Source organism: Labrenzia sp. PHM005 (genome assembly GCF_006517275.1).
Classification (GTDB): Bacteria; Pseudomonadota; Alphaproteobacteria; order Rhizobiales; family Stappiaceae; genus Roseibium.
Map to the genome: position 1 here is coordinate 2,497,732 of NZ_CP041191.1, position 23,254 is coordinate 2,520,985.

Genomic DNA, 23,254 nt, shown 5'->3' on the forward strand with positions numbered 1-23,254 from the left:
CACGGATTTTGATCTTTTGGTTACGGTTCTTCGATGATCGCTCTTCTTGTAGCTCGCGGCTTTCCACGCTCGGTCCAGCCCAGAGATTTGAGCCTTGACCCATCTGGACGGTTTCAATGGACGTGTTTGCAAGAAGCAGTCAGCGCTGCGAATAAGGATATAACTGCGCAGATCGCGCTGGGCGTGGGTATTGAGGAGCGGATAGAAGCCAACCATCCGGCGCTAAGAGCGGCGTTTGTTCGGTCTGTCAGAACGCGACAGCGCATAGTGATCGACAATGTCGCACGGCTCTTCGACAATCATGATTGGGAGAGCGCTTTGGCTTTCCAAACGGCCATGCGGAAATCGGCCATCAGCGTGTATTGCACGTTGCATACTACATATTTGGAAAGGCTCGACCCAAAAACGCTTCGTGTCCTTATCTTAGATCGTCTGCATCAAAGCAGGGAGCGTCAGGCGGTCAGCGAATTTCGAAAGATGCTTCAGAAGCAGCATGCTCGAGCAAAGCCGAAGGCTTCCGCCGAAACTCCGTCAAATTCCGCGAAGAGACTGGCGGCATATGAGGACACCTTCTTAAGTATGCAAATTCACAAGATCTGCGATGATTGGATCAAAGAAGACCTTTCACCTCCGTTCACTGTCAGAGCAATTGTGGACGGATTGAATGAAAAAGGCATTCAGACACAACGCGGCAGACCGTGGACATCGCCCAACTTGAGAAAGTTCTTGCGGACCAAGCGGACGGAAAGCCCTGAAAGCTTTCTATTCGAATGGATCCAGTTGCCTGATGCGAAGAACGGCTGACTAAGCGGCCTCCAGATCTGCTTCGAGCTTCGCAAACAGGGCAACATCATCCTCGGCGTTGTCAAACAGGTGCCCATAGACATCAAAGGTCATGGTGATTGAGGCATGTCCCAATAGCGTCTGGATTTTCTTGGCGGGCCAGCCTTGTTCGATATAGAGCGAGGCAGCGGCATGACGCAGTGCGTGGAACGAGAACTTAGGTTTGCCCTCTGCAGTGATAATCCCGGCGTCTTTCAAAAGCGGATAGAGAACCCGGTTTGAGATGTTTGAAGGGCTTTCCACGTTGCCAATGCCGTTTGGAAAGACAAGATCGAGCTCGCCCGTTGGGCAGTCTGCTTTCCACGCCATCAGCACCTTCTTCACACTTGGTGCCATGGGAATGTCACGGCGGCCCGACTTCGACTTAGGCTTGCCGATCTGATTGAAGCGATCAGCGCGTTGACGGACGCGAATGATCGACTTCTGGAAATCAACATCCTCCCAACGCAGACCGCGCAGCTCCGACATGCGTATGCCCGTGTAGATCGCTGTGGTGATGAGCGGGCGCTGCTTATCGGGAACGGTCTCGAGCATTGCTTTGATCTCAGCCTTGGTCGGGATGATGCGATCGGGAGCGTTGCGTGATGCCCTGCGCAGCTTGACGGACAGCGCGACGTTGTTGTCGATCCACTCCCGATCTAGGGCTTCATTCAGAGCTGAGCGCAAAGAGCGCAGTACCTTGTCGGTCATGGCCCGAGAATTCTTATCCAGCATGTCATCCATGAAATCGCGCACCTCTGAGCGGGTGAGACTGCTTAGCTCGCGATCGCCGATTGCTGGCTCGATGTGGTGATCAACATGATTGCGATAGGAGCGCAGGGTTGCCCGCTCCAGCTCATCGCGCTCACAGCGCTTGATCCAGGCTTTACATGCATCACTGATTGTCTTGTTGTTTGTCATTCTACTTGTCCAAGTCTTTGATGAACAACAGTCTAGGACGGGCGGAAGACGGTGTCGGGTGTTTTTCCAGTCGGGAAGATGGAAAAGTACCGGCGAATATCAGTGCCGGATGGAAGTCCTAGAAAAATCGCGACGATGCTTGGGGGATGCCTCATGGGGTCGGCAGCTCGGCCGTGCCAAACCCCGGACAATTAGGCCAGCGGTGATGGCCGCTTTCGGCCCTTAGCCGAAATAGGCAGTGTTCTCAATCGATGGCAGTTTTGCTCCCCCAATTCGGTCGTTCGCCGCGATGGAGCCTCTGCCCGAAAGCTGGCATTCATTTGAGACGCAACAAATTTCTAGGAGGAGCGGGGAATGGGCTTTTGTTGCGGTCAAAACGAGTTACGGGATTGCGGACGAACAGAACGTTGATTGGAAAAGGTTGATTGGCAGCAGATCGGCACCAACCGGTAAAGACTATATTCTAGACAATCCGCAGAACGGTGCGTGCCGGGGATACATGGGGCGAGAGCACGCTGTGTTTGGCCGCGAAACTAAGAGCTTGCCGTATGAAGGCCGCGAGTGTGTGCCCCTCTGTCAAAGTCCAATCATACACTAATAATCAGAACGGACGACTCAAGTGGGGCTGATCACGCCGAACCGAATATAGGATTCGTTGTGGCGAGCAAAATTTCATTAAAACGGAATAAGAAAGCCCGCCGGGTAATCGCAACCAAAGCGTTTAAGCGGCACCTGCGCGACTCCCCCGAATACGGCTGAGCGATACTGGCGTGATCCCGAGATAGGCTGCAATCTCGATTTGCGTGAGGCGCTGTGCGAGGCCAGGTGAGTTGTTCAGGAATTTCTCGTATCTCTCCACCGCGCTCAAGCAGAGAAAATCATATTCTCGCTCCTCGTTTCTCAACGCAAGCCGGCGAAACATCTGGTTCGAAAACCGGAGCATTTCGGGGTCATTCTCCGTAAGCTCCCTAAACTTGAAACTCGGCAGAAATTCAACGGTGACCGGTGTTAGACAGACAGCCGAGAAGCGCGCTGGCTCGCCAGCCAGGGTGCACGTCATAGAGGCGAAAATCCCACCGGTATCAATAAAAGATTTTGTATAGGTTGCGCCGGCGCTGGTGAGATACACCAGCTTGATCAAGCCTTCGGTGAGTTTGTAAATATTCTTATTGAACTCGGCCTGTCGGATTATGTAGTCGCCGGTCTGAAAACTTCTTGTTTCAATAGAACTTTCAATTGAGCTTATGTCCACACCTGCAGATGACAGAGTTTGCTGAAAGCTCATTCGTTCTTATCCTATGATAATTTGTTTGGCGCCTGACCGTGTTAGACCCGTTTTACTTAAGTAGGCGAAGTCAATTTTCCAACTGGCCGGACAGAATCCCGTATTTTGATACGGAGCGCAAGTTCGCCTGCAGTTGCGCATGCTCGGCATATTTTCGGGCATTCGCGGTGATTGGGATTGAACGGGAAACCGCAGACTTCCCTGCCGTTTTTAATGGAGGTGGTAATTCATATGCAGCTCAGAGTGAACGGATCCCTGCGCGACGTTCCGGACAACTGGCAGAAGGAGACTCTTCTTACAGTGTTACGGGAACATCTGGGTCTTGTTGGTACCAAGTTCGGTTGCGGCGACGGTGGTTGTGGAGCCTGCACGGTCCACGTCGACGGGATTGTCGCCCGAAGCTGCCAAATGCGTGCGTCAGATGCCGAAACCCTCGACATACTGACCATCGAAGGTCTGACCGGAGCCAGCGTCGATTTGCATCCGGTACAACAGGCATGGCTCGATGAGCGTGTCGCCCAATGTGGTTACTGCCAGGCCGGGCAGATCATGCAGGCTGTGGCGCTGCTGAAGGAAAATCCGGCGCCGGACGAACAGGCGATTGTCGATCACATGAACAGGAATCTGTGCCGTTGCGGTACGCAGTCCCGAGTTCAAAAGGCAATTCTACGTGCTGCCCGTGAACTGCGGGGGCAATCATGAAAGCCGTCAAAGCGAAACGCCGTTTCACGCGCCGGAGCTTGCTGAAAGGGGCTGGGTTTGCGGCAGCAGGCCTGACAGTCACCTATTTGGTCGGTCGTCGGCTCGTTCCGATCCTGCCTTCACTCGCCACTCCAGACATCGGCGGCGTTGCCTGGATATCAGTCGGTCGGGATGGTCAGATTTCGATGCTGAGTCCGGTCCATGAAATGGGGCAAGGGTCTTCACTGGGGCTTGCCCAGATTGTGGCGGAAGAGCTCAATGTCAAAAGCTCAGACATAAAGGTAAGCTTCCCCTCCACACAGGATGTGCCCCATATGCGCTTTACAACAGGCAGTCAGGCGATCACCTTGCATGCGCGGCCCATTGCAGACGCGGCGGCGCGACTGCGTGAAGAACTCAGACGGAGAGCAGCAGCAATCGCCGGTGTGAAACCGACAGCACTTGTGGACGCCGACGGTGGGTTTTACGGGCCTAACAAGCGTTTCGTGTCCTATTCGAATGCGGTTGCCGGTAATGAGCTGACGCTTGCCTCAGATAATTTGCCTGAGGGCACCAGTTACACATTTGACGCAAAGCGCGAAAAACGGCAGATCGGTCATGAAGCACTTCAAATTCAGGCCCGCGAAATCGTGACAGGTGCTCCTGCTTTTGCTGCCGACATTATTCGACCGCATATGGCTTTCGGGAGAGTGTTTCAGGCACCCGCACCAGATGCGAAGATCATAGACGTTTCCGACAGAGGTGCCGGGAAAGTGCCAGGAGTGATCAAGGTGGTCATCGACAAGCCACGGCGGCTCGTTGGTGTGGTCGCCGAAACGCCCCGCAGCCTCGAAGAAGCTCTGAAACGCCTGAACGTAAAATGGGACCGGCCGGACCGGTTTACGGCTGAGGAAGTCGCAGCGCGGGTTGATGTCGACAGGGCGCTTGCAAAGGGTGATCTTGAACATTCCATCGTGGACGAGGATGTTGATTTGTCGACTGACTGGACAGTTGACATGCGCTTTGACCAACCAATCCTGCATCACGCAGCGCAAGAACCAAGAACGGCTGTCGCGGAATTCAGCCAGCGTGACGGACAAGAGGTTGTCGACATCTGGACTGGCACCCAGGATATTTTCGTCAACCAGAAGAAGGCCGCAGCCGATCTTGACTGGTCAACCGATCGAGTAACTGTTCATGCAATGCGTGTCGGTGGCGGGTTCGGTGGGCGTGTCCTTTATGATGTTGTGCGCGAGGCAGTGTTTCTTGCACAAGAGGTCAAACGGCCGGTCAAGGTGACTTGGTCTCGGCGGGACGAGTTTCTCGCCGATCGGACACGTCCCCCCTCTACTCACCGCGTCCAAATCAGGGTGGACGCTCAGGGTCAGATTTCGGATTGGCGACACGCGTGTGTCAGCGGCTATGTTTTGTTGACAGAGCTCATGGCCCCGCAGCCGCTTTTGTCCGGTATGCGCTTGGTGATGCATGACTTCGGGGCTGCACGCGAACTCAAGGCCCCCTATTCAGCTAAGGCTCGGCGGATCGAAATGAGCGATGTGGAACTCCCCTTTCATGTGGGCGAATGGCGTTCGCTTGGTGCAGCACCAAACAATTTTGCAATTGAAAGTGCGATGGACGAGCTTGCGCGGATTCTGAAGCGGGATCCGCTGGAGTTTCGCATGCAAAACCTGGGTAAAGAGAGGGCAAAATTAAAAAACTGCCTGACCCGCCTCAAGGAGATCTGTGATGGGCACCCGAGGTCGTTAGAGAAAGGAAAAGGGCGGGGATATGCTTGCGGCATTTATCAGGAACATAGCTATGTGGCGGCAGCCTTTGATGTTGCAGTGGACCATGAACGAAGAAGCATTCGCGCGGAGCGCTGCACGTTCGTAATGGATGTTGGTCTTGCCATCAGTCCAGATCAGATCAAGGCGCAGATTGAGGGATGTGCAATGATGGCCATTGGCCAGCTTTTGATGGAGGAGGCGCCGATCTCTGATGGTGGGTTGTCAGCTCAAAGTTTTGATGACTACCCCACACCAACCATGGTGAATGTTCCGCAATTTGAAATCGACATCGTAGAACAAGGCTCGAGCCCGCCAGCGGGTGTTGGACAGGCCCCGATCATCGCCTTGGTGCCGGCTCTTGCCAATGCCCTGCGGGACGCCACAGGGTATCGAGCGCTGAAATTGCCGGTCAACTTCGACGACATTTCGCCTGTCTTGGACAGTTGACGCGGTACGCCGGCCCTCAATTGAAGGACAGGGTAGTGGACCTTGGAGCTGTCACCCAATTGAAGCTAGAGCCGGGCTGGACGCTCCGGTCAAAAGTCGCTCACAAGGTCTCCTGGCATGTTCTGGTAACTTACCGGGCGCAGGAACCTGCGGGTCGAGAGCGTCCCCACAAAGGTCGCCCCGAAATTGGTCGACGCCGGGTATGGCCCTGACCTGCCTCCAATAGTTCGGACCGTTTTGAGTTGGAATGTCCATTATCAGGTCAGAAACGGCTTTGCGTAAACGGCGGAATGTTTGTTCGATGATGTGAACCTGACGAATGGCGTCAGTCTTCTCCATGCCCTGGCCAACAAGGACTTCAACCCGCTGAACCTTCGAGACAGTTTTTTCTGGCTTGTGACGTTTCACGGATACCCTAGATCTACCGTTTTTTAAGTACGGCGATAGACCACTTAAAAGAGGGAGGATCATTTCATACATGACATTCCAGCCTACGGCGGGGATGCCGCAGACTGGAATAGGCAAGTATTATGCGAACATAAAGTCGTCGGCGTTTAGGTCCGCAGTTGTTACGCCAACTAAGGTGATTGAGCCGTTTTCATCATATGTGATTACAGCATCGGCTGTACCACCTTGGTCGTCGGTGTGTGACAGTAGCTCTGTTAGATCTGCCCAACCCCAAGCCGAGATGTCGATCACATCTGCCGTGCCGCCGCCAACTTCAAAATCGTTAATAATATCATGACCGTTGTCGATGCCAAAAACGAAAGTGTCGTTGCCGCTGCCTCCTGAATAAATGTCATCATCACTCAGTATTAATTGAGTATTGTTGCCGTGTTTGTTGTGGCCATGACCCTTGCCTTTGTGGTGCCCGTGCCCGTGCCCGTGCCCGTGCCCGTGCCCGTGCCCGTGCCCGTGGCCGTGCCCGTGCCCGTGGCCGTGCCCTTGGCCGTGCCCTTGGCCGTGCCCGTGCCCGTGGCCGTGCCCTTGGCCGTGCCCGTGCCCGTGCCCTTGGCCGTGCCCGTGGCCGTGCCCTTGGCCGTGCCCGTGCCCGTGCCCTTGGCCGTGCCCGTGCCCACCTTCAATCACATAACCATTGTCAATGATTGTGTCGTCGCCACTACCTCCACGGACATCATCGTTACCGAGGCCGCCAAGTAGGGTGTCATTGCCAGTCTCGCCATCGACACGATCATCGCCGCCACGGGCATCAATATGATCGTCCCCTCCTTGACCGCGAAGACGGAGATCGTCACCTTCCTGTCCATAGATTTCGTCGGCATATTGCGATCCGCGGAACTGGTTCGCACCGGAGAAAGTATCGTTACCGATAAAGTTATCGCCCTGAACAATGTCGGTTGCAGTGCCGGCCTCCATGTCGGCGAGCACGCCACCGCCATCATTGCGATACGAAATCCGTGCACTTTCGACGCCATCAAAGATGATGTTGTCGTCACCACCTGCTAGGCGCACTTCAATCCAGTTCCCGAACGAGTTTTGGTAAGAGGAGTCAACGTAAATCTCGTCGTTGAACTGGCTACCCTCCAGGGTGTGGAACTGAGCGATATTGTCTAGAGTGCCATAGCCGTCGGCAATCAGGAACCCGGATACATTGTCTCCACCAGCAAGCCCCCCCTGAGAAGAACCGGTCAAATTGGCTATGATACCGCCGGGATCGTTCGAATAACTGGCGACAGCGAAATCTGTTTCAGTATCGCCCGAAGATTCGCCTCGAAGAGTGTCGTTGCCCTGTCCTCCGACGATCCCGCCTTGGCCCAGGATTGTCAGCACATCGTCACCATTCCCGCCGTCAATGTAGTCGAATTCGTTCAGCCCGGTTCCGCCGCCATGAATGGTATCGTTACCGTCGAAACCAAGGAGGGCATTGCTGCCGAGACCGCCCAGAATTGTATCGTCGAGCGAGGAGCCCGAGACATTTTCAATATTAACGAGTGTGTCGGTAAAGCCCCAGCCATCGATCCCATAGCTGTTGGCCAGATCCACAAAGGCGCCTTGTGTCTGCGGCCCAACCGGATCGTTGCCATCATAGCCGTAATCTACCGTATCATTGTCACCTGCACCGCCATCGATGTAGTCGGCACCGCTGCCGGCATTTAGGTAATCGTTGCCGCCCAAGCCGTAGATTGTATCATCGCCTGCTCTAGCAAATGTGTATTCGTCTCCGTTCGATAGGGTGATATTGTCGTTAAATTGGCTTCCATGCGCAGCTTCGAAACTGATCAGTTGGTCTGTGCCACCTGACCAGTTGGCAATTTCGAGGTCGAGGTTGATCGTAATGCCTGAAGTAGCAAATTCATAAAACACCACATCGAGGCCGCCGCCCCCATTGACATAATTGTTGCCGCCTTGCCCGAGCCAGAACCAGTTCGGGTCATCATTGCCGATAAGCGTGTCGTCGTGGGCAGAATCCTGGACAGCCTCAATGCCGATTAGTGTATCGGTGGTACCAAATCCGTCGCTCGCGACGCCGGTCGTCAGGTCGACGGTTACACTGCTGGGGCTGGTGTCGTAGTTGGCCGTATCAACCTCGTTGTTGAGGTAGTTGTTACTGCCGCCGTCTAGGACGTCATTGCCCGCTTCGCCAGTTAGCCAGTCGCCTCCATCTAAGCCGAAAATAGTATCATCACCCGCGGTGCCTACAAGCCAGTCAGGTCCGTTTGTTCCATTTACAATTGCCATATTGTTTCTCCCCATAGTTTTATCGATTTACGCAAGTGAAACTTGTTGTTTTTTGCGACCGACCACGTGAAAAAGAGTGAGTTCCACTCGCAAAAATTGCTAAGCTGGCCACGGTTATGAACAACGCTTTACTGCAGTAACCGAGTGTTATGTTTTCGTGAGCCTAACCATCACGTGAATGCCTGGGCTGTCATGCCCGAAGTAAATCGATGTAAATTTGGAAATGAACTAACGACACTTCATTTGAATTGCACTGCATGAGACATCCACTTTCTCCTCAACTTGAATGACGGCTGTGTTGCCGCAACAGAGCAGTCGGTGAGCCGATCTTCCAATGCGCATTGCCGCTCAAAATCGGCATGCCAAAAATACCAGCAACCGCAAAGCTGGTGTCGTTATAAAAATGTGAAAAATGCGTCACAGGCGAGAGATAGCTTCTTTAGCATTGAAGGCTTTGGAAAACTAACCATGTGCCCTAAATCTGACTAAGATTGTCTTCAGAGACTGTGACCTGCGACAATGAGCGGCAATATAAAGTTTTAAACCGATCGGCCCTGGGGAAACTCGGGTCGGAAGACTGCTATGATCGTTGTTAAAACCATTTTGGAAGTCTCAATTTAGCAGCATGTCTATTATTATAGATGTGCAAGTGCTGTTTTTTGCATTTGAGGCGAATTCTTATAATAGGATCGGATTTTCTTAAGGCTATACTCCGGATCAGTTTCTTGAAGCGTTTTCTCAATTTGAGTGGCGCGATCGAAACGTCCGAGCTCCGAATAAAGCATACCCATCATCCGCATGGGCGATCGGAAACCGGGCATCGTTCGCGTTAAATCCTCACCGATCCGCAAAGCTTCCGAAAAATGCCCTGCACAGGCGGCTGTGCGCATAGCCACATAACCAATCGAACAACGTGTCATGCCATTTGTTGTCAGCGCATAAGCCCGCTTGCCGAGCCGGTATCCTTTCTCGAGATTGCCAATGTGGCTGTTGACCATTCCAAGATAGGAAATTCCGAGCGGATTGGATGGGTTCAGTCGATTGCTGCGCTCCGCCAATTCGAGTGCTTCGCCGATTGAAACAGACCAAATCGATCGCATGAAAGCCCCCACAGATAGAATGAGCGAATTTGTTTTGTCCATCTCCATCGCCTTGGTGATAAAGTTTTCCATTTCTTCAGCAGTAGAAATTGCACAGCAATCATGTTTCTCGCCGAGGAGAAATGTCCGGAGGTAACCTCGCCACGAGAGGTAGGCTCCCCGGGGGTTGATCTCGTAAGCGCGTGCAATCAGCTGGTCAGCTTCGGAAATTGATTCAGCAGAATAATCAGTCAGTGATTTCAGTGCATTGAGACACATAGCCGACGAGATTTCGGTATTAGGAAGACGAGTTTGCAACTTAGCGATTTCGTCAAAAGCCCGGTGCACGGCTTCATTCACGAGATCGATAACATCAAAACTCTGTAAAATGGCATTTTCATCCTGGCTCAGACAACGAAATGCGTCCGAGAAAATTGTGCCATCTGCTTCGCGGATCAAGCTTGCTCCTATACCAATATCGCTGCCATAGGTTTTAAGGCGGAAAGCTGCTTTCTTTTCCAAGCTTTGCAGCTGGTTCATAACGTCCGCATCAATAATTTTGACAGCGCCGCTTTCATCAACGCTTTTGCAAATCAAGGTTTGAAGGACTGAATTGAAGATCTTCGACTTTGCCCCGTCCGCAAGGATACTACCGCGAATCAAGTAAGGTTGAAGCGTTTTGGCACCGGCTGGACGATGCCGAGTTGGTTTGGCGGAGCTCAAATCTAGAAGCTTCACTTCCAACCATTTACGTCGATCCTGCACCCATCGTTCAAATCTGGGATCAGGAAAATTCAAATCAGCCAGAAATGTTGGCATTTCGTCATTCCGAGAGACGATTTCTGCAAGATACCCTTCATCCTCCACATCCACCCAAATGCGGTCCGGAGCAAGGCGCAGCCTGCGGTCTGAGGCCATCAGCAAATCTCGGTCGTGCCCCAGAATCTTGCGAATACCGTAGAGGCATTGACGCAGGCTCACATCCGCCTGTTCTGGGGCACGAGTGCTCCATAAATGGTCTTTGATCCAGGCCCTGGCGCGAACGTTCCCATGCGTTACAGCCAGAAAAGCCAATAAAGCCTGGGCTTTGCGGTTCTTCAGAGCGATAGGCGCTCCCGAGGGACGTTCAATTCTGAAAGAGCCAGCCAAGAATAGCCGAAAGCACATATTTGTCATTATGAAGATGCCACCCTAGGTACGCTCATCACACTACAATTTAAAATCGCAGTATTTCAATCGTCTATTTTCGTTGCAATTCCACAAAACTCATCATCAAAATTTGAGTAGAGTTGACAAACAAAGATCGTTGAAGCGTTATTTTGTTATTATTTACATACGGAGTTTCGCAAATGGCGCTAGAAACTATTTCATTTGTCTCAACAACTCAATCATTCGGTCATGGCGATCATGGTGATCACGGCGATCATAAACTGCATGGCGATTTTTCCTCAACCGCCGGCACACCGCCGATCGCGACTCCGGCTCTGATTATGAATCACGCGGTGTTATCAGGTCCGTGGGTATGGGATCCCTGCAAAAAGCCAGACCACCTTCCTTTCAATGATCCTGCCAACGTCTTACTCTGGACGCAAGACGTGCGGGCAATGATTGTACAGCAAGAGATTGCTTCCAAGGTTATCGTCGAAACAGATATTGGAAGTTCAGAAATATCTCCAAGCAAACAAGGAGACTCCTCAGAAACGGATAAGGTGGTTGTGCGCGCTCAGACGGGCGCACAAAACAAAGATGTGATCGCTGTTATTGACCGCCCGTCGGAAGTATTGTTTTCGCAACAACTCCAATTCCTGGAGTACTATGCGGATCAACGGCTTGAACGTGCAGCGGAAATCACGCTCCAGCTAAGGGACATCATTTCCAATTTCGTTGCGATCCTGCCCCTTCGTCCAGAGCGCAAACGCTGGACACTGGAATTCATTCGGATGTGCTTACGCGCGGTTTCCCTGATCGAAATGCAGGTTAAGCATATGATGGCTTGTCGGCGTCCGGATTGTTTTTGGCCGCAGGTTCAGCCGATGATTCAAACCCCCAGTCACAGTTGCTATCCTTCGGGGCACGGGACAGAAGCCTTCCTGTTGGCAACTTTATTGCGGCATTTTGCTAAGTCATCGTTGCCCCACCCCGCTACAGATTGGTCAACGGCTTGGTATGGAGAAGTTTCCAAACAGCTTCTGCGCCAAGCGGCCCGGATTGCGCAAAACCGCGTCGTAGCCGGTGTACACTTTCCGATCGACAATGCAGCGGGTGCGGTTCTCGGGGTTTCCGTCGCCAATTTCATCCTGAAGCTTGCGGATGCCTCGGCCACAGATCTTTTCGGCCGCTCTTTCAACAGTGCGAATTTCGGCGGAAGCAATGATTTTACCCACACGACCGCAAACGGCATCCTGGACAGGGGTAACCTTTCAACTCCCGGCAACGCCGCTTTCTCGACGGAACTCGACCTGGAGATTCCTCACCTAGAAGGCAGCAGTGCCCTCTCTGCCGTTTACCAGCAGGCCAAAAAGGAATGGCAGGATCCAACACTCTCCTGAGCGCCAAATTTTTTGAGAGGTGGTTATGGTACTTAAGTGGTCAGATATAGTCAGAATGGATGGGAGTATTCCCTCTCAACCAAGCGGCTTCACATCAGATAGCAGCAGCGATGATCAAAAAGATAATAAATTTTTATCTCCAATTTCAGCCTATACTGATTGGTGGCTGAGAACACAAGTGACGCCCCCTGAAATCAACGGAATTATTGATACGCGGCAAGATTTCAGTCTTCTTTCTTTTGGCCCGGATGAAAATACCGCAAACATTGGAGTAATCTCAGGGCCGAGGCCCGGCCCAAGGCAAAGATTCTACAGCGCACATCCGTTTGAGTACAGTCCAGTACTAGGAAAGACACGCCCTCGCGCCATTGATAACGTAGAGCGAAGTCAAGCGTCACTCGATAAAGAGGCCGTAATCATGGGGATCATTGATGATGGCCTTGCTTTGGCAAATGCTCGGTTTTTGAAGATGAACGGTGACAAGTACATGTCTCGGGCAGAGTTTTTTTGGAACCAAGATGCAGAACTTTCGGAAAATATAGTCGTCGGCTACCAAGTCCCATTTGGCCGGGATTGGGATCAGACCGAATTGGATGGTGTTTTTGACCTCGGCAGAGGAGATCAAAAATTTCCGAATGAAGAAGCGGTCTATCGTGAGCTGCAAATGGACAAGATATTGTCCACTAGCGCGCAGCACGGCACCCATGTCATGGATCTGGCAACAGGTTATGACAGTTGTGATACATCCGCAAATGCCTTGGGCGAGATCCCAAGTGACCTGAGTAACAAGCGTCCGATCATTGCCGTTCAGCTAGCCCGAATTGCAACGCGGGAATCCTCTGGGGCCTTCATGTCGACTTATGTGACCGAAGCTTTGGATTATATCCTATTGCGGGCACAGCAGTTGCAGCCGGAAACAGGCAAGAAAATCCCGCTGATCATCAATTTCTCCTACGGAATTTATTCCGGCACCTTGAGTGGCAATCATCATATGGAGGAGTGGATCGATATTGCAGTCAAAGAGATATCGAAGGCACACGATTTTCCGATCTTTGTCACACTTCCAGCCGGCAACAGCCACCTTGGACAGTGTTTTGGGGAGCGTCAGGTGCGCAGGTCAACAAGCATTCGGTTGCCAGATGCACCGGATTTCACTTTGCGCACGCAACCAGACAACAAAGCGCCGACTGTTGTAGAGTTCTTCTGGCCAGAGACAGAAGAGAATGAACCCCAAACATTAGGTATCGACCCAGATTTGGTGCGTGGCAAGCACGAACAACTCACATTGTCCCAACGAAAGAGCATTCTAGAGGCGCAATCCGAAGTCTCGTCCGACCTTGGGCTCTTCCTCTGGGCACCGGGTGCAGATAAGCCCATCGTTTCTGAAATTACCGCGTCGCCGAATTTTTTCCATGGCGTGGAATTGAGAGATACAAGCGACCGGCTGGTGGGCATGCTCTATCATGAGCGTTTGATCGGCCTCACGGAAATGCGAAAGACAGGTAACGACCTCGATGACGATGACGATGACGATGACGATGTTGAGGACGAATACGGTAAAGGAATTTCCGTCCCGAAAACGGCTGGCACGTCAAAAGACAACGACGGCAACAACACTCCGACACTTTTAAACGAAGTCAGAAAACTGACCTTGGTTTTGGCCCCAACACTCTTTGAGCAAAGCCTTTTCTCTAAGGAAGTATACCCTTGCCGCGATTTGCGAAAGTTTTTCCAGAAAGAAGCTGCCATACCGGCTGGAGAATGGGGGGTCTCTCTTTTCAGGAAAGGGAACAGAAAAGAGGAAGACACGGTGGTCGTACGTTGCCAGCGCGGGGACACACCTTTTGGTTTCCGACCGTTTGGGCGACAAAGCCGACTGATCGACCAACATTACCAACCTTTTACGCCAGATGGCAGACTCGCGGAGAACGATATCTCTGATCAATGGGTTTACCGGCACGGCACCATGAACGCGATCGCCACTGGACGGCGGCCGATCCGCGTCGGCAGTTATCGCCGCTCAAATCTCGACCGGCGTGAGGTTCCAACCAACAATGTCCAAAGCGGCGCGAGCATCTTCTCAAGCTCTGGTTTCGGAGACGAACAGACAGACGGCTGGCCAAAATGGCGGCCCCGCAAATATGTCGATCTGGCTGCGGCGACGGAAATCAACCACGCTCTCCCGGGAGTACAGGCGTCCGGCATGTATAGCGGATCAAAATTCCGTTTCTCCGGCACCTCCAGCGCTGCCCCGCAAATTGCCCGCTGGTTGGCATTGTCAATTAGTGACGTCCTCAAAGAGGGGCGAGGGAGAAAAGCTGTAAAGGCGCAAGCCCAGTCCGATATTGGTCCTGACAAGAATTTTGCCAATACCAGTTCGGAAAAACGCAGCGGAGTTGCACTTTTCAAAGGACTGGTGCGATGAACCAGTATCTTCTCTCCTCTGCAATGCTTTATGGGAGATCTTCCGCGGTAACATAGCTGATTGAGTACACGTCAACCTAGAACAATTGACGAATTACGGTAGATCGACGGCCTTAAAACAGGTCGTCAGTCTGCAACCTTGTGCTTGAGAAGAACAATCTACCACACGAAGTACCCGACACACTTCTGATGGGGAGATACTGTGAATTTCTAGTCGGTCAACAAGAAATCATCAATTACAGAAATGCAGAAACAACAGTTCCAAAACGCCGAGGATGATGTCGTAATATTCACGAAGCAGGAAGCGGATTTTTCTACATGTCCTTTTCCCACCGCCTGCGGTAGTCCGGGATCATGGCTGCTCTAGAATGTAATCAGGACAGGTACCTGATTGCGCAATCTGTCCAGTACCCGGAGCTCCAGTAAAAAAGCGCAACCCGATATTGGAATAAACGAAACACCAACCGTTTGCGCCCCAGGATATCCGGTGTTCAGACTCTCGCCGACCATAACTGATGTGCTCCCGCTAGATGCCCTCGATGGTCTTTATCCTTAAAGCGTGTCCGATTGGAGTATGAGTATTTGGGGGCATTTCTGATGAGAGAGGAGTGCACCTATACCGAAGAAACGGTTTTCAGATGAGCAGATCGCGTTTGCACTGAGGCCAGCGGAATCTGGGACAACGATTGGCGAGATTTGCCGGAAGATGGGCATTGCCGAGGCGACGTTCTGTCTGTGGTAGAAAGTCTACTCTGGTATGGGTGTTGCTGAGACCCAGCAACTTACGTAGCTTGAAGACGAGAACTCGGAGCTCAAGCGACTGGTTGCGGATTTGTCTCTTGACAAAAAGGTGCTCTAGGACCCTCTTCGAAAAAATTGTTGAAGCCTGTCCGTCGCCAAGGCGTCGTGTGTCACCATCAGGATGTCTTTGAAGTGTCAGAACCGACGGGCCTGTAATGCCATGGGCTTTGTGCGAGTTTCCCATCGGGATCGTTCCAAGCGAGATCCAGAAGTGGAATTGCAGATGCGCCTGAAAAACTAGGCAGAAAGCCGTGTTCGTTACGACTACCGCCGTTTGCAAATCCTTTTGAAGCGAGAAGTCTATCATGTGAGCCACAAGCGCCTTTATCGGCTGTATTGTGAAGAAGGTCTATCGATTCGCTTCAGAAGTCCCAAACGCCGTCGGGCATGCCGCTATCGGCCAAGTCGCGCAAAGCAGATGGGATGAGCAATGTCCAAGCAATGGATTTTATGTCCGACAAGCTGTTCGACGGAAAGCCCCGGAGCAATCGCGTTGACAATGGGCCAGAGTATGCCTGGCTACTGCTTGACTAGTGGGCCTGTCTGAACCAGATCGAGCTGGACTTCTCAAGACCAGGAAAATTAACGGACAATGCATACATCGAAGCCTTCAATACTAAAGAAGCTATCTGCCGTCTGTGATGCATTTTTCACATTTTTATAACGACACCTGCTTCGCGGTTGCTGGTATTTTTGACATGTCGATTTTGAGCGGTAATGCGCATTGGAAGATCGGCTCACAGGCTGCTCTGTTGCGGCAACACAGCCGTCATTCAAGTTGAGGAGGAAGCGGATGTCTGATGCAGTGCAATTCAATCGAAGTGTCGCTTCATGGGGGGCGAATATTTTGAAAGACGAAATACCGGATGATGTCGGATATGTAATTTCAACTATTCTGTCTCTTTACTATCCGGTCAACGCTCTCATGGGGGCTAAATTTTCCTACAGTCGGCTTGGAGAAGGCCAAGTTTCCGCCACCAGTCACGAGATGCCCGATCTGCTCCTTCAAATGCGGGAGGCCGGAGGAGATGAATATATTGAAGTCATCCTCTGTTCTACGGTTTGTTATCCCTTCTATGCAGGTCATCTTTTCGGAAATGATGTCGAGTTAAGTGACGATATCGTCAACGGCCATCACGTTCTGATTTCCTCCAATGGGAAGTATAGGTACCGCTATGAATTTGACGGCTCAAAATACTCGTTGACTGAAGTGCAATCTTTAACTGGCGAAGTGACAAACATCGCGAACGTTTGGCGCGTGGGAGCCAAACGCTACCCGCAGTCCAAATTTGCTGCGTGAGTTCACTGCCATTTACGGATTGCTTTGGTGTGGCGGCCTGATTCGGATATCCTACGACCGGGTCGCCGTACTTGATTATAACACACTTGCTCTATTCGTTTTTAAAGTAATTATGTCCGCTACGCGTGCAAATGACTTGCATCAGAATTCCTAAAATAGGTCCTGGTCGTTTCTGTTGAAGCCACTGCTTGAAACCCGTTTGGTTCACTTGTGGTTGAAACGAGATACGCTCGGAAAAGAGCATAAAATCGGAAGATACGCGTAGCGATCTGAAGAGAGTATCCTGATTTTTATTGCCTTTGTGCTTGCCCCGTTTCGGATTCTTTGGGCGTCCATATTTGAGGACGGGTAATTGGCTACTCTTGAAGCATTTGGCTGGGCTGATTGATGGCATCCTTCGCTATCGGATTTTGCCGGTTGATGCTTCTAAGCGAGATGTCAACGCCATAATTCTAGCGTCGGGTAGAGCTCCAATTTAGCAGATCTCTGAGCACAGTAGCTGCACTGGGTTTTCGAGAATATTTCTGATTGGGGAGTTTGGACTATGTTGTTGTTTAACGAAGCCTATTATCTTTCTGAGAACCCGGATGTTTCCCAATCTGTCGAGGCTGGCACCTATGATAGTGGCGAAGCGCATTTCATGGCCATTGGTTATACTGAAGGGCGTGATCCGTTACCCGGTCTGAACTCTTCATTTTATCTGGCGCAAAATCCAGATGTGGCGGATGCCAATGTTAATCCGCTGGAACACTATAACAGTTTTGGCGAGAACGAAGGACGTGCCCCAAATCCGTTGTTTGATCCGGTCTATTACGCGCAGCAAAACCCAGACGTTGTTGACGCGGGGATGGGGCTCTTAGAGCACTTCATAAATCACGGTGCCTCCGAGGGACGTTTCCCGAATTCCACCACGGCAAGTGAACTGGCAAGCGGATTTAACGAAACGGCCTACCTTGCGGCGAATTCTGACATTGCTGATGCCGTCTCCAGCGGTGCATTTTCCTCCGGCTATGAACACTGGTCTTTGTTTGGATATGCTGAGGGCCGGAGTGGTGCTCAAAACAGTGGTGGCGAAGCCTTGTCCGTACCTTCTGCCGCAGCCACTGGGTCGCTCAACGGGTTTGTCATTGACGGTAAAGTGGCCGGGGCAACTGTTGGGATCGACCTTGATGGCGACGGTGTAATCGGGCCGAATGAACCAACAGTCACAACTGATGACCTCGGCGAGTTCATTTTTCCGGATGGGACGCCGATCGGGCCGATCATTGCCTCAGGCGGCACAGACATTTCGACCGGTCTGCCTTTCGACGGGCGTATGGAAGCCCCTGCGGGGTCAACCGTGGTCAATCCGCTGACAACGGTTATCAAGAAAATGGCCGATGCCAATCCGGACGCTAACAAGAGTGAAGCAGAAAAGGCCGCAGAGGCGCAAGACCAGCTCAAGTCGTTACTCGGCCTTTCCGACATCAACGCTGATATCACACAGGTTGATTTTGTCACTGAAGCTACAGAGGGGGATAGTGACGGCAGTGCGGATGCCGTGTCGGATTCTGACGGGGCACGTCTTTATTCTGCCAGTGTCCAACTTCTCAACATTGTTGATCAAGGCGCCGCAGCCATTGCAGGGGCGGATGGTAGCGTCAGTGCAGAAGACGCCAGTACTGCCATGTTCGCTTCCCTTGCTGAGCGGCTCGGATCGACAGCTGAGGGCCAAACCGTTGATCTCGGCTCAACAGCCGGGTCGGATGGAGATGCCAGCAACGATGCTGGAGATCTCCTGATTGACGTTATCAAGGGAGCTGCTGCCAATACTTTGTCCGGAGATGCGGCGGGCCGAGTGGACCAGATTGCCGACAGCGCAGCGGCGATTGCCGCTGCGGCCAACAGAGAAATTGCGGACCGTATTGATGCGTTGGAGCCTGGTGCCGCTGGAAGCGCAATCGAAAGCACGCTGGTCGAAATCGTAAAAACCCAAAAAGTTGTCCAGGGCGATGCAGCGGACAATATCCGCAATGCAGCCGGGTCTGACAATCCGGATGAGGCGGCTCAAGCCATATCCGATACGATTGCTGCTTCGGACGGCAGTGGCTTCATCTCCGATGATCTCATCAACGACCAAACAGTTGGTGATATCGATGGTGACGGAACTGTTGATGATGTGCCGGCCCCCGCGCCAACGCCTAACCCGACACCTACACCTCCGCCAGTCAACGAGTTCAACGACATCATTGGAACGGACGACGGCGAAACACTCATCGGAACAAACGGGGGGGATCGCATTGAGGCCCTCGGTGGCGACGATATCATCAATCCGGGCGCTGGCCGTGACAACATTATCGCTGGTGCTGGTAACGATCAGATTACCCTTGATGCCGCCGGTGGCTCAAAACATATCCGCGGCGATGAGGGGGATGATCAGATTTTCCGGACTGAGGCTGCAACGAGCCTGCTTCGGCTGCGCTATGACAAGGAAACTGGGGGCAATGGCATAGTTTTCACTTTGGTCTCTGCAACAGAAGCAACAATTGTCGACACTTTCGGTGATACAGACACCATCACCTATACTGGTCCGACAAACATTCCGTTCGAGCACAATTTACATGTGTCTGGAACCGATCAAGATGATGTATTCTCCGGCCATTTCGGCGCTGGCATTGATCCAAGTTTTCAAGATGATGACTTCCATGCTGGGTTTGTGGCTTCGCCGAGGGGCGGAAATGATCAGATCTTCGGAAATCTGATTGAATTCGATTCCATCAGCTATTCTGAAGATGTCATCCGAGTTCCCAGAGCAACCGGAATTCAAGTCTCATGGGGCGCAAGCGGTGGGACCATCATTGACGGCTTGGGCGGGACTGACACCTTCAACCAAAACATAAATCAAATCGAGGGTAGCCTGCTTGCAGATGTCTTTATCTCGACAGGATCCTACTCCCGGTTCCGTGGTCTTGACGGGGCAGACACCTTTGATGGTTCAGCCGGTGGCCGTGACATCGTCGATTACCGCGGCGATGACGATTATGGCGGCATGGGCGGGATCTTTGCCGATTTGGCCGCAGGAACCGCGACAGATGGATTTGGAAATACCGATACATTGATCGGCATCGAACGGGTGCGTGGCTCCGACCTTGATGGGATCTCGGATGTTCTGCTTGGTTCCGGGGCGAACAATTACCTGCGCGGATATCGCGGCGATGACACGCTAGATGCCCGAGGGGGCAATGACATCGTGCGCGGCGGCTACGGCAACGACACAATAACAGGAGGTTCCGGCAACGATGTGCTCCATGGCGAGCAAGGCAACGACATCATTATTGCCGGCACAGGGAATGATTACATAACCGGCGGCGAGGGCAATGACGATATCACCGTAACCAGCGGCGCAAATATTGTAATCGGGGGCGATGGGTTCGACATTGTAACCGGATCTTCGGCCGGTGGTTCTCAGGTTACAATGGCCTATGCAGATGAAGGTGGCGGCCAAGGTATAGATGTTCAGTTTACATCCGACTTAGATGCCTATGCCACGGATACATTCGGCAATATTGATACGCTCCATGATGTTTTCCAGTTCACGACGACCGGCGGTGACGACATCATCACCGGTCCGAACGGCGCCGAAGTACAGGACAGATGGTTCTGGATTGGCATGGCAGGTGGCGGCGACGATGTCATCAACATCACCTCACACCACGTTACCTTGAACTATGAGCAACAAACTTACGGAGCGGTCGGTACGCCAACGCAAGGTATCGTCGTTGACTTCTCCAGCTTCGATGGCAATGGCCTGGCCACAATCATCGACACCCATGGGGGCACGGATAAGGTTTCCTACAATGGAACAGGCATTACCGGCGGCGTGTATTCCATTGTTGGTTCAGAACTTGCTGATGATATGACTGGTGGGGACCGCTGGGACTATTTTGTCGGTGGTCAGGGGGCGGACACAATCCGCGGTGGTGGCGGATTTGATGAAGTCAATTACTTCTATCACAACGTCTCTGACAATGCTGGTGGATTTGTCGGTGTGACGGTTGACCTTGGAAACCAGACGGCCACTGACCAGTTTGGCGATACTGATACGCTTATTGATGTCGAGATCATTGCAGGTACAGAAAACGTCGATAGTCTTACTGGAGATGATCTAGCAAACACGCTTATGGGCCGGATGGGCGATGATGTGATCGACGGAGCTGGAGGTGTGGATGAGTTGTTCGGCGACGGTGGCGACGATACGATTACCACCGGCGCAGGAATGGACAACGTCCACTATTATGGCTCTTCAGAACATGGGTCTGACATTGTGACCGACTTCCTTGTGGGTTCGGACACGATTGTGATGTCGGCAATCACACAGGCCGTTTTTGACGCAATTTCCATCTCTGATTTGAACGGCAGCGATACCCTGATTGACTTAGGCTTCTCCAACGGCGTGGATCTCGGGCAGGTGACGCTTCTCGGAGTGAACTACAGCTCGCTGACAGATCCCCATGCGGACCTCTTGACCCTTCTTACCTAACAATGGGTCAGGAAGAATAATGGAACTAAATGCGCTTTAACAAACTTCAGCGGGGCACTGCTCCGCTGATAAAACATTGCACCACTCGCCGACAGTCCGAGCTAATTAAGATGTTTGATCAGCTCTTTGTATTTGCGTTGTAGTTTCCGATTGTCACCGGAACAGCGGATACAGAATCCGGTCGAAATGGCAGTTTGTTCGTTTCAGTCCGTCTGTATTGAGTACGGATGCTTGATCCCGCTGAACTGATATCAACATGAAATTTGTATAGGAGAAGTTTGGTAGCGGGAGAGGGACTCGAACCCCCGACACGCGGATTATGATTCCGCTGCTCTAACCACCTGAGCTACCCCGCCATCCGGTCAGCTGCCTTCACAAAGGCGCTGCGGTGTGGGGAGCTTATAGTGAGGTGGCGCGCAGGCGTCAAGCGCAGAATCTGCGCCTAACGACATTCTTTCGAGTGGCAGTCTAAACGGCAGAAACCGGCGCCTCGGCTTGTGGAAAATCGACTGCCCAATTGCCCGTGCGTTCCGTTTTGTGAATCCATCCGCCGCCCAGAACACGGGCGGTTTCATCGTCGCTGTCAAAGAAGACGCAGGCTTGGCCGGGAGCCACACCTGTTTCGCCATTGGCAAGATCGACAAAGGCCTTGCCATTTAATATCCGCAAGGTCGCCGGCGCCGGCGGCCGCGTTGAGCGGACCTTTGCAAAGACGTCTATTTCATCGCCTTCATCCAGCGGCAGGTCGCCGATCCAGTTCATTTCACGCAACAAGATGGTCCGGGTTGCCAGAGCTTCACGCGGGCCGACAATCACCCGGCGGTCATCGGCGTCCAGCCGAACCACATACAGTGGGTCGCCAGTGGCCACGCCAATGCCGCGCCGCTGACCGATGGTGAAATGAATGATGCCGTCGTGTTTGCCCAGGACCCGCCCGTCCATATGGACAATGTCGCCGGGTTCGGCGGCATTCGGGCGCAGCTTGCGGATGACCTCGGCATAGTCTCCGTTCGGCACGAAGCAGATGTCCTGGCTGTCCGGTTTGTTAGCAACCGAGAGGCCAAACTCCTCTGCAAGTTCCCGCACTTTCGATTTTGGCATGCCGCCAAGCGGAAAGCGGACAAAATCCAGCTGCTCCTGGGTGGTGGCAAACAAGAAATAACTTTGGTCGCGGTCGAGATCCGCCGGGCGGTGGAGGGCGCGTCTGTTGCCCTTGGTAACGGAACGCACGTAGTGGCCTGTTGCCAGAGCGTCGGCGCCAAGGTCTTTGGCGGTTTTCAAAAGATCCGTGAACTTGACGGTCTGATTGCAGGAGACACACGGAATGGGCGTTTCGCCGGCGATGTAGCTGTCGGCGAACCGGTCCATGACCTGCTCTTTGAAACGGCTTTCATAGTCGAGCACATAATGCGGAATGCCGATCTTTTCTGCGGCCCGCCGGGCGTCGTGAATGTCGACCCCGGCGCAGCAGGATTTTGCCTTGGCAACGGCCGCACCATGGTCGTAAAGCTGGAGTGTGACGCCGATGACGTCATACCCTTGCGCATGCATCATCGCGGCAACCACGGAACTGTCGACGCCGCCGGACATGGCGACAACGACACGCGTGTCTTCAGGGCGGCCGGGAAGATCCAGACTGTTCAACATGTTCAAAGGCACTTTCAGAAGTGTTGGGCCCTGCCGTCCGGCGTGCACATCTGTGCGCCGTCGATGGCTACCGCCAAGCGGTTGTCAGGTTAGGCCAATTCTCATTGCGCGGCACTATACAGATAAGGGCTGTTTTTGCCAATTGCGAGTGCCGGGCACCCGGCATGCATTGCCGGAGCGGCAAAGCTTGCCGTGTTAAGGGCGGTGCTTGTACCGCGAGTACGTGGCAAAAGTTAAGTGATTCAATGTCTTGATGGTTTTGGAAAAACTGGCCCGCGGTTTGCTTTCTATT

13 protein-coding genes, 1 tRNA gene and 1 pseudogene are annotated in these 23,254 nt (G+C 52.6%); 9 read left to right on the plus strand and 6 right to left on the minus strand.

Annotated features, from left to right (window positions below):
• The first annotated feature begins 33 nt into the window (after positions 1 to 33).
• Positions 34 to 804 carry a hypothetical protein gene (locus FJ695_RS11245; protein ID WP_141185536.1) on the plus strand — a complete coding sequence of 257 codons (771 nt, stop codon included), beginning with the start codon at positions 34 to 36 and terminating at the stop codon, positions 802 to 804.
• Here FJ695_RS11245 and FJ695_RS11250 read toward each other — a convergent pair whose 3' ends face one another.
• Together FJ695_RS11250 and FJ695_RS11255 are read right to left on the minus strand one after the other, a co-directional pair.
• Complete coding sequence (locus FJ695_RS11250; protein ID WP_141185537.1) at positions 805 to 1,743, minus strand: site-specific integrase; 939 nt, start codon at positions 1,741 to 1,743, stop codon at positions 805 to 807.
• 721 nt (positions 1,744 to 2,464) lie between these two features.
• Positions 2,465 to 3,028, minus strand: a complete 564-nt coding sequence (locus tag FJ695_RS11255; protein ID WP_141185538.1) for a Crp/Fnr family transcriptional regulator — start codon at positions 3,026 to 3,028, stop codon at positions 2,465 to 2,467.
• A gap of 231 nt (positions 3,029 to 3,259) precedes the next feature.
• On the opposite strand from FJ695_RS11255, the gene FJ695_RS11260 reads away from it, so the two are divergent.
• The gene (locus FJ695_RS11260; RefSeq protein WP_141185539.1) at positions 3,260 to 3,730 is read left to right on the plus strand and encodes a (2Fe-2S)-binding protein; all 471 of its coding nucleotides are present in this window, start codon (positions 3,260 to 3,262) and stop codon (positions 3,728 to 3,730) included.
• Positions 3,727 to 5,943, plus strand: coding sequence for a xanthine dehydrogenase family protein molybdopterin-binding subunit (locus tag FJ695_RS11265; protein WP_141185540.1), 2,217 nt, complete (start codon positions 3,727 to 3,729; stop codon positions 5,941 to 5,943). The genes FJ695_RS11260 and FJ695_RS11265 overlap by 4 nt, the downstream gene beginning before the upstream one ends.
• A 528-nt stretch (positions 5,944 to 6,471) precedes the next feature.
• On the opposite strand, the gene FJ695_RS28155 is transcribed toward FJ695_RS11265, so the two are convergent.
• Both FJ695_RS28155 and FJ695_RS11275 read right to left on the minus strand, forming a co-directional pair.
• Positions 6,472 to 8,643: a calcium-binding protein gene (locus tag FJ695_RS28155; RefSeq protein ID WP_209011009.1), complete on the minus strand. Its 2,172-nt coding sequence runs from the start codon at positions 8,641 to 8,643 to the stop codon at positions 6,472 to 6,474.
• A 635-nt stretch (positions 8,644 to 9,278) separates the two neighbouring features.
• Positions 9,279 to 10,898 carry a hypothetical protein gene (locus tag FJ695_RS11275; protein WP_141185542.1) on the minus strand — a complete coding sequence of 540 codons (1,620 nt, stop codon included), beginning with the start codon at positions 10,896 to 10,898 and terminating at the stop codon, positions 9,279 to 9,281.
• A 173-nt stretch (positions 10,899 to 11,071) separates the two neighbouring features.
• On the opposite strand from FJ695_RS11275, the gene FJ695_RS11280 reads away from it, so the two are divergent.
• From FJ695_RS11280 to FJ695_RS11305, 6 genes and pseudogenes are all read left to right on the plus strand, one after another.
• Positions 11,072 to 12,271, plus strand: a complete 1,200-nt coding sequence (locus tag FJ695_RS11280) for a phosphatase PAP2 family protein (protein ID WP_141185543.1) — start codon at positions 11,072 to 11,074, stop codon at positions 12,269 to 12,271.
• A 25-nt stretch (positions 12,272 to 12,296) separates the two neighbouring features.
• Positions 12,297 to 14,696 (plus strand): hypothetical protein, encoded by a 2,400-nt coding sequence (locus FJ695_RS11285; protein ID WP_141185544.1) that lies wholly within the window; start codon positions 12,297 to 12,299, stop codon positions 14,694 to 14,696.
• A gap of 615 nt (positions 14,697 to 15,311) precedes the next feature.
• The gene (locus tag FJ695_RS28475; protein ID WP_141188685.1) at positions 15,312 to 15,437 is read left to right on the plus strand and encodes a transposase; all 126 of its coding nucleotides are present in this window, start codon (positions 15,312 to 15,314) and stop codon (positions 15,435 to 15,437) included.
• A gap of 315 nt (positions 15,438 to 15,752) precedes the next feature.
• Positions 15,753 to 15,923 (plus strand): annotated as a pseudogene (locus FJ695_RS28480) (IS3 family transposase); the annotation flags it as partial.
• 366 nt (positions 15,924 to 16,289) lie between these two features.
• Positions 16,290 to 16,796 (plus strand): hypothetical protein, encoded by a 507-nt coding sequence (locus FJ695_RS11300; RefSeq protein ID WP_141185546.1) that lies wholly within the window; start codon positions 16,290 to 16,292, stop codon positions 16,794 to 16,796.
• Positions 16,797 to 17,340: 544 nt separating this feature from the next.
• The gene (locus FJ695_RS11305) at positions 17,341 to 21,315 is read left to right on the plus strand and encodes a calcium-binding protein (RefSeq protein ID WP_141185547.1); all 3,975 of its coding nucleotides are present in this window, start codon (positions 17,341 to 17,343) and stop codon (positions 21,313 to 21,315) included.
• 279 nt (positions 21,316 to 21,594) lie between these two features.
• Here FJ695_RS11305 and FJ695_RS11310 read toward each other — a convergent pair.
• Positions 21,595 to 21,671, minus strand: a tRNA-Met gene (locus tag FJ695_RS11310).
• Between the two features lie 112 nt (positions 21,672 to 21,783).
• Positions 21,784 to 22,962 carry a tRNA 2-thiouridine(34) synthase MnmA gene (gene mnmA, locus FJ695_RS11315; protein ID WP_141185548.1) on the minus strand — a complete coding sequence of 393 codons (1,179 nt, stop codon included), beginning with the start codon at positions 22,960 to 22,962 and terminating at the stop codon, positions 21,784 to 21,786.
• Between the last annotated feature and the right edge of the window lie 292 nt (positions 22,963 to 23,254).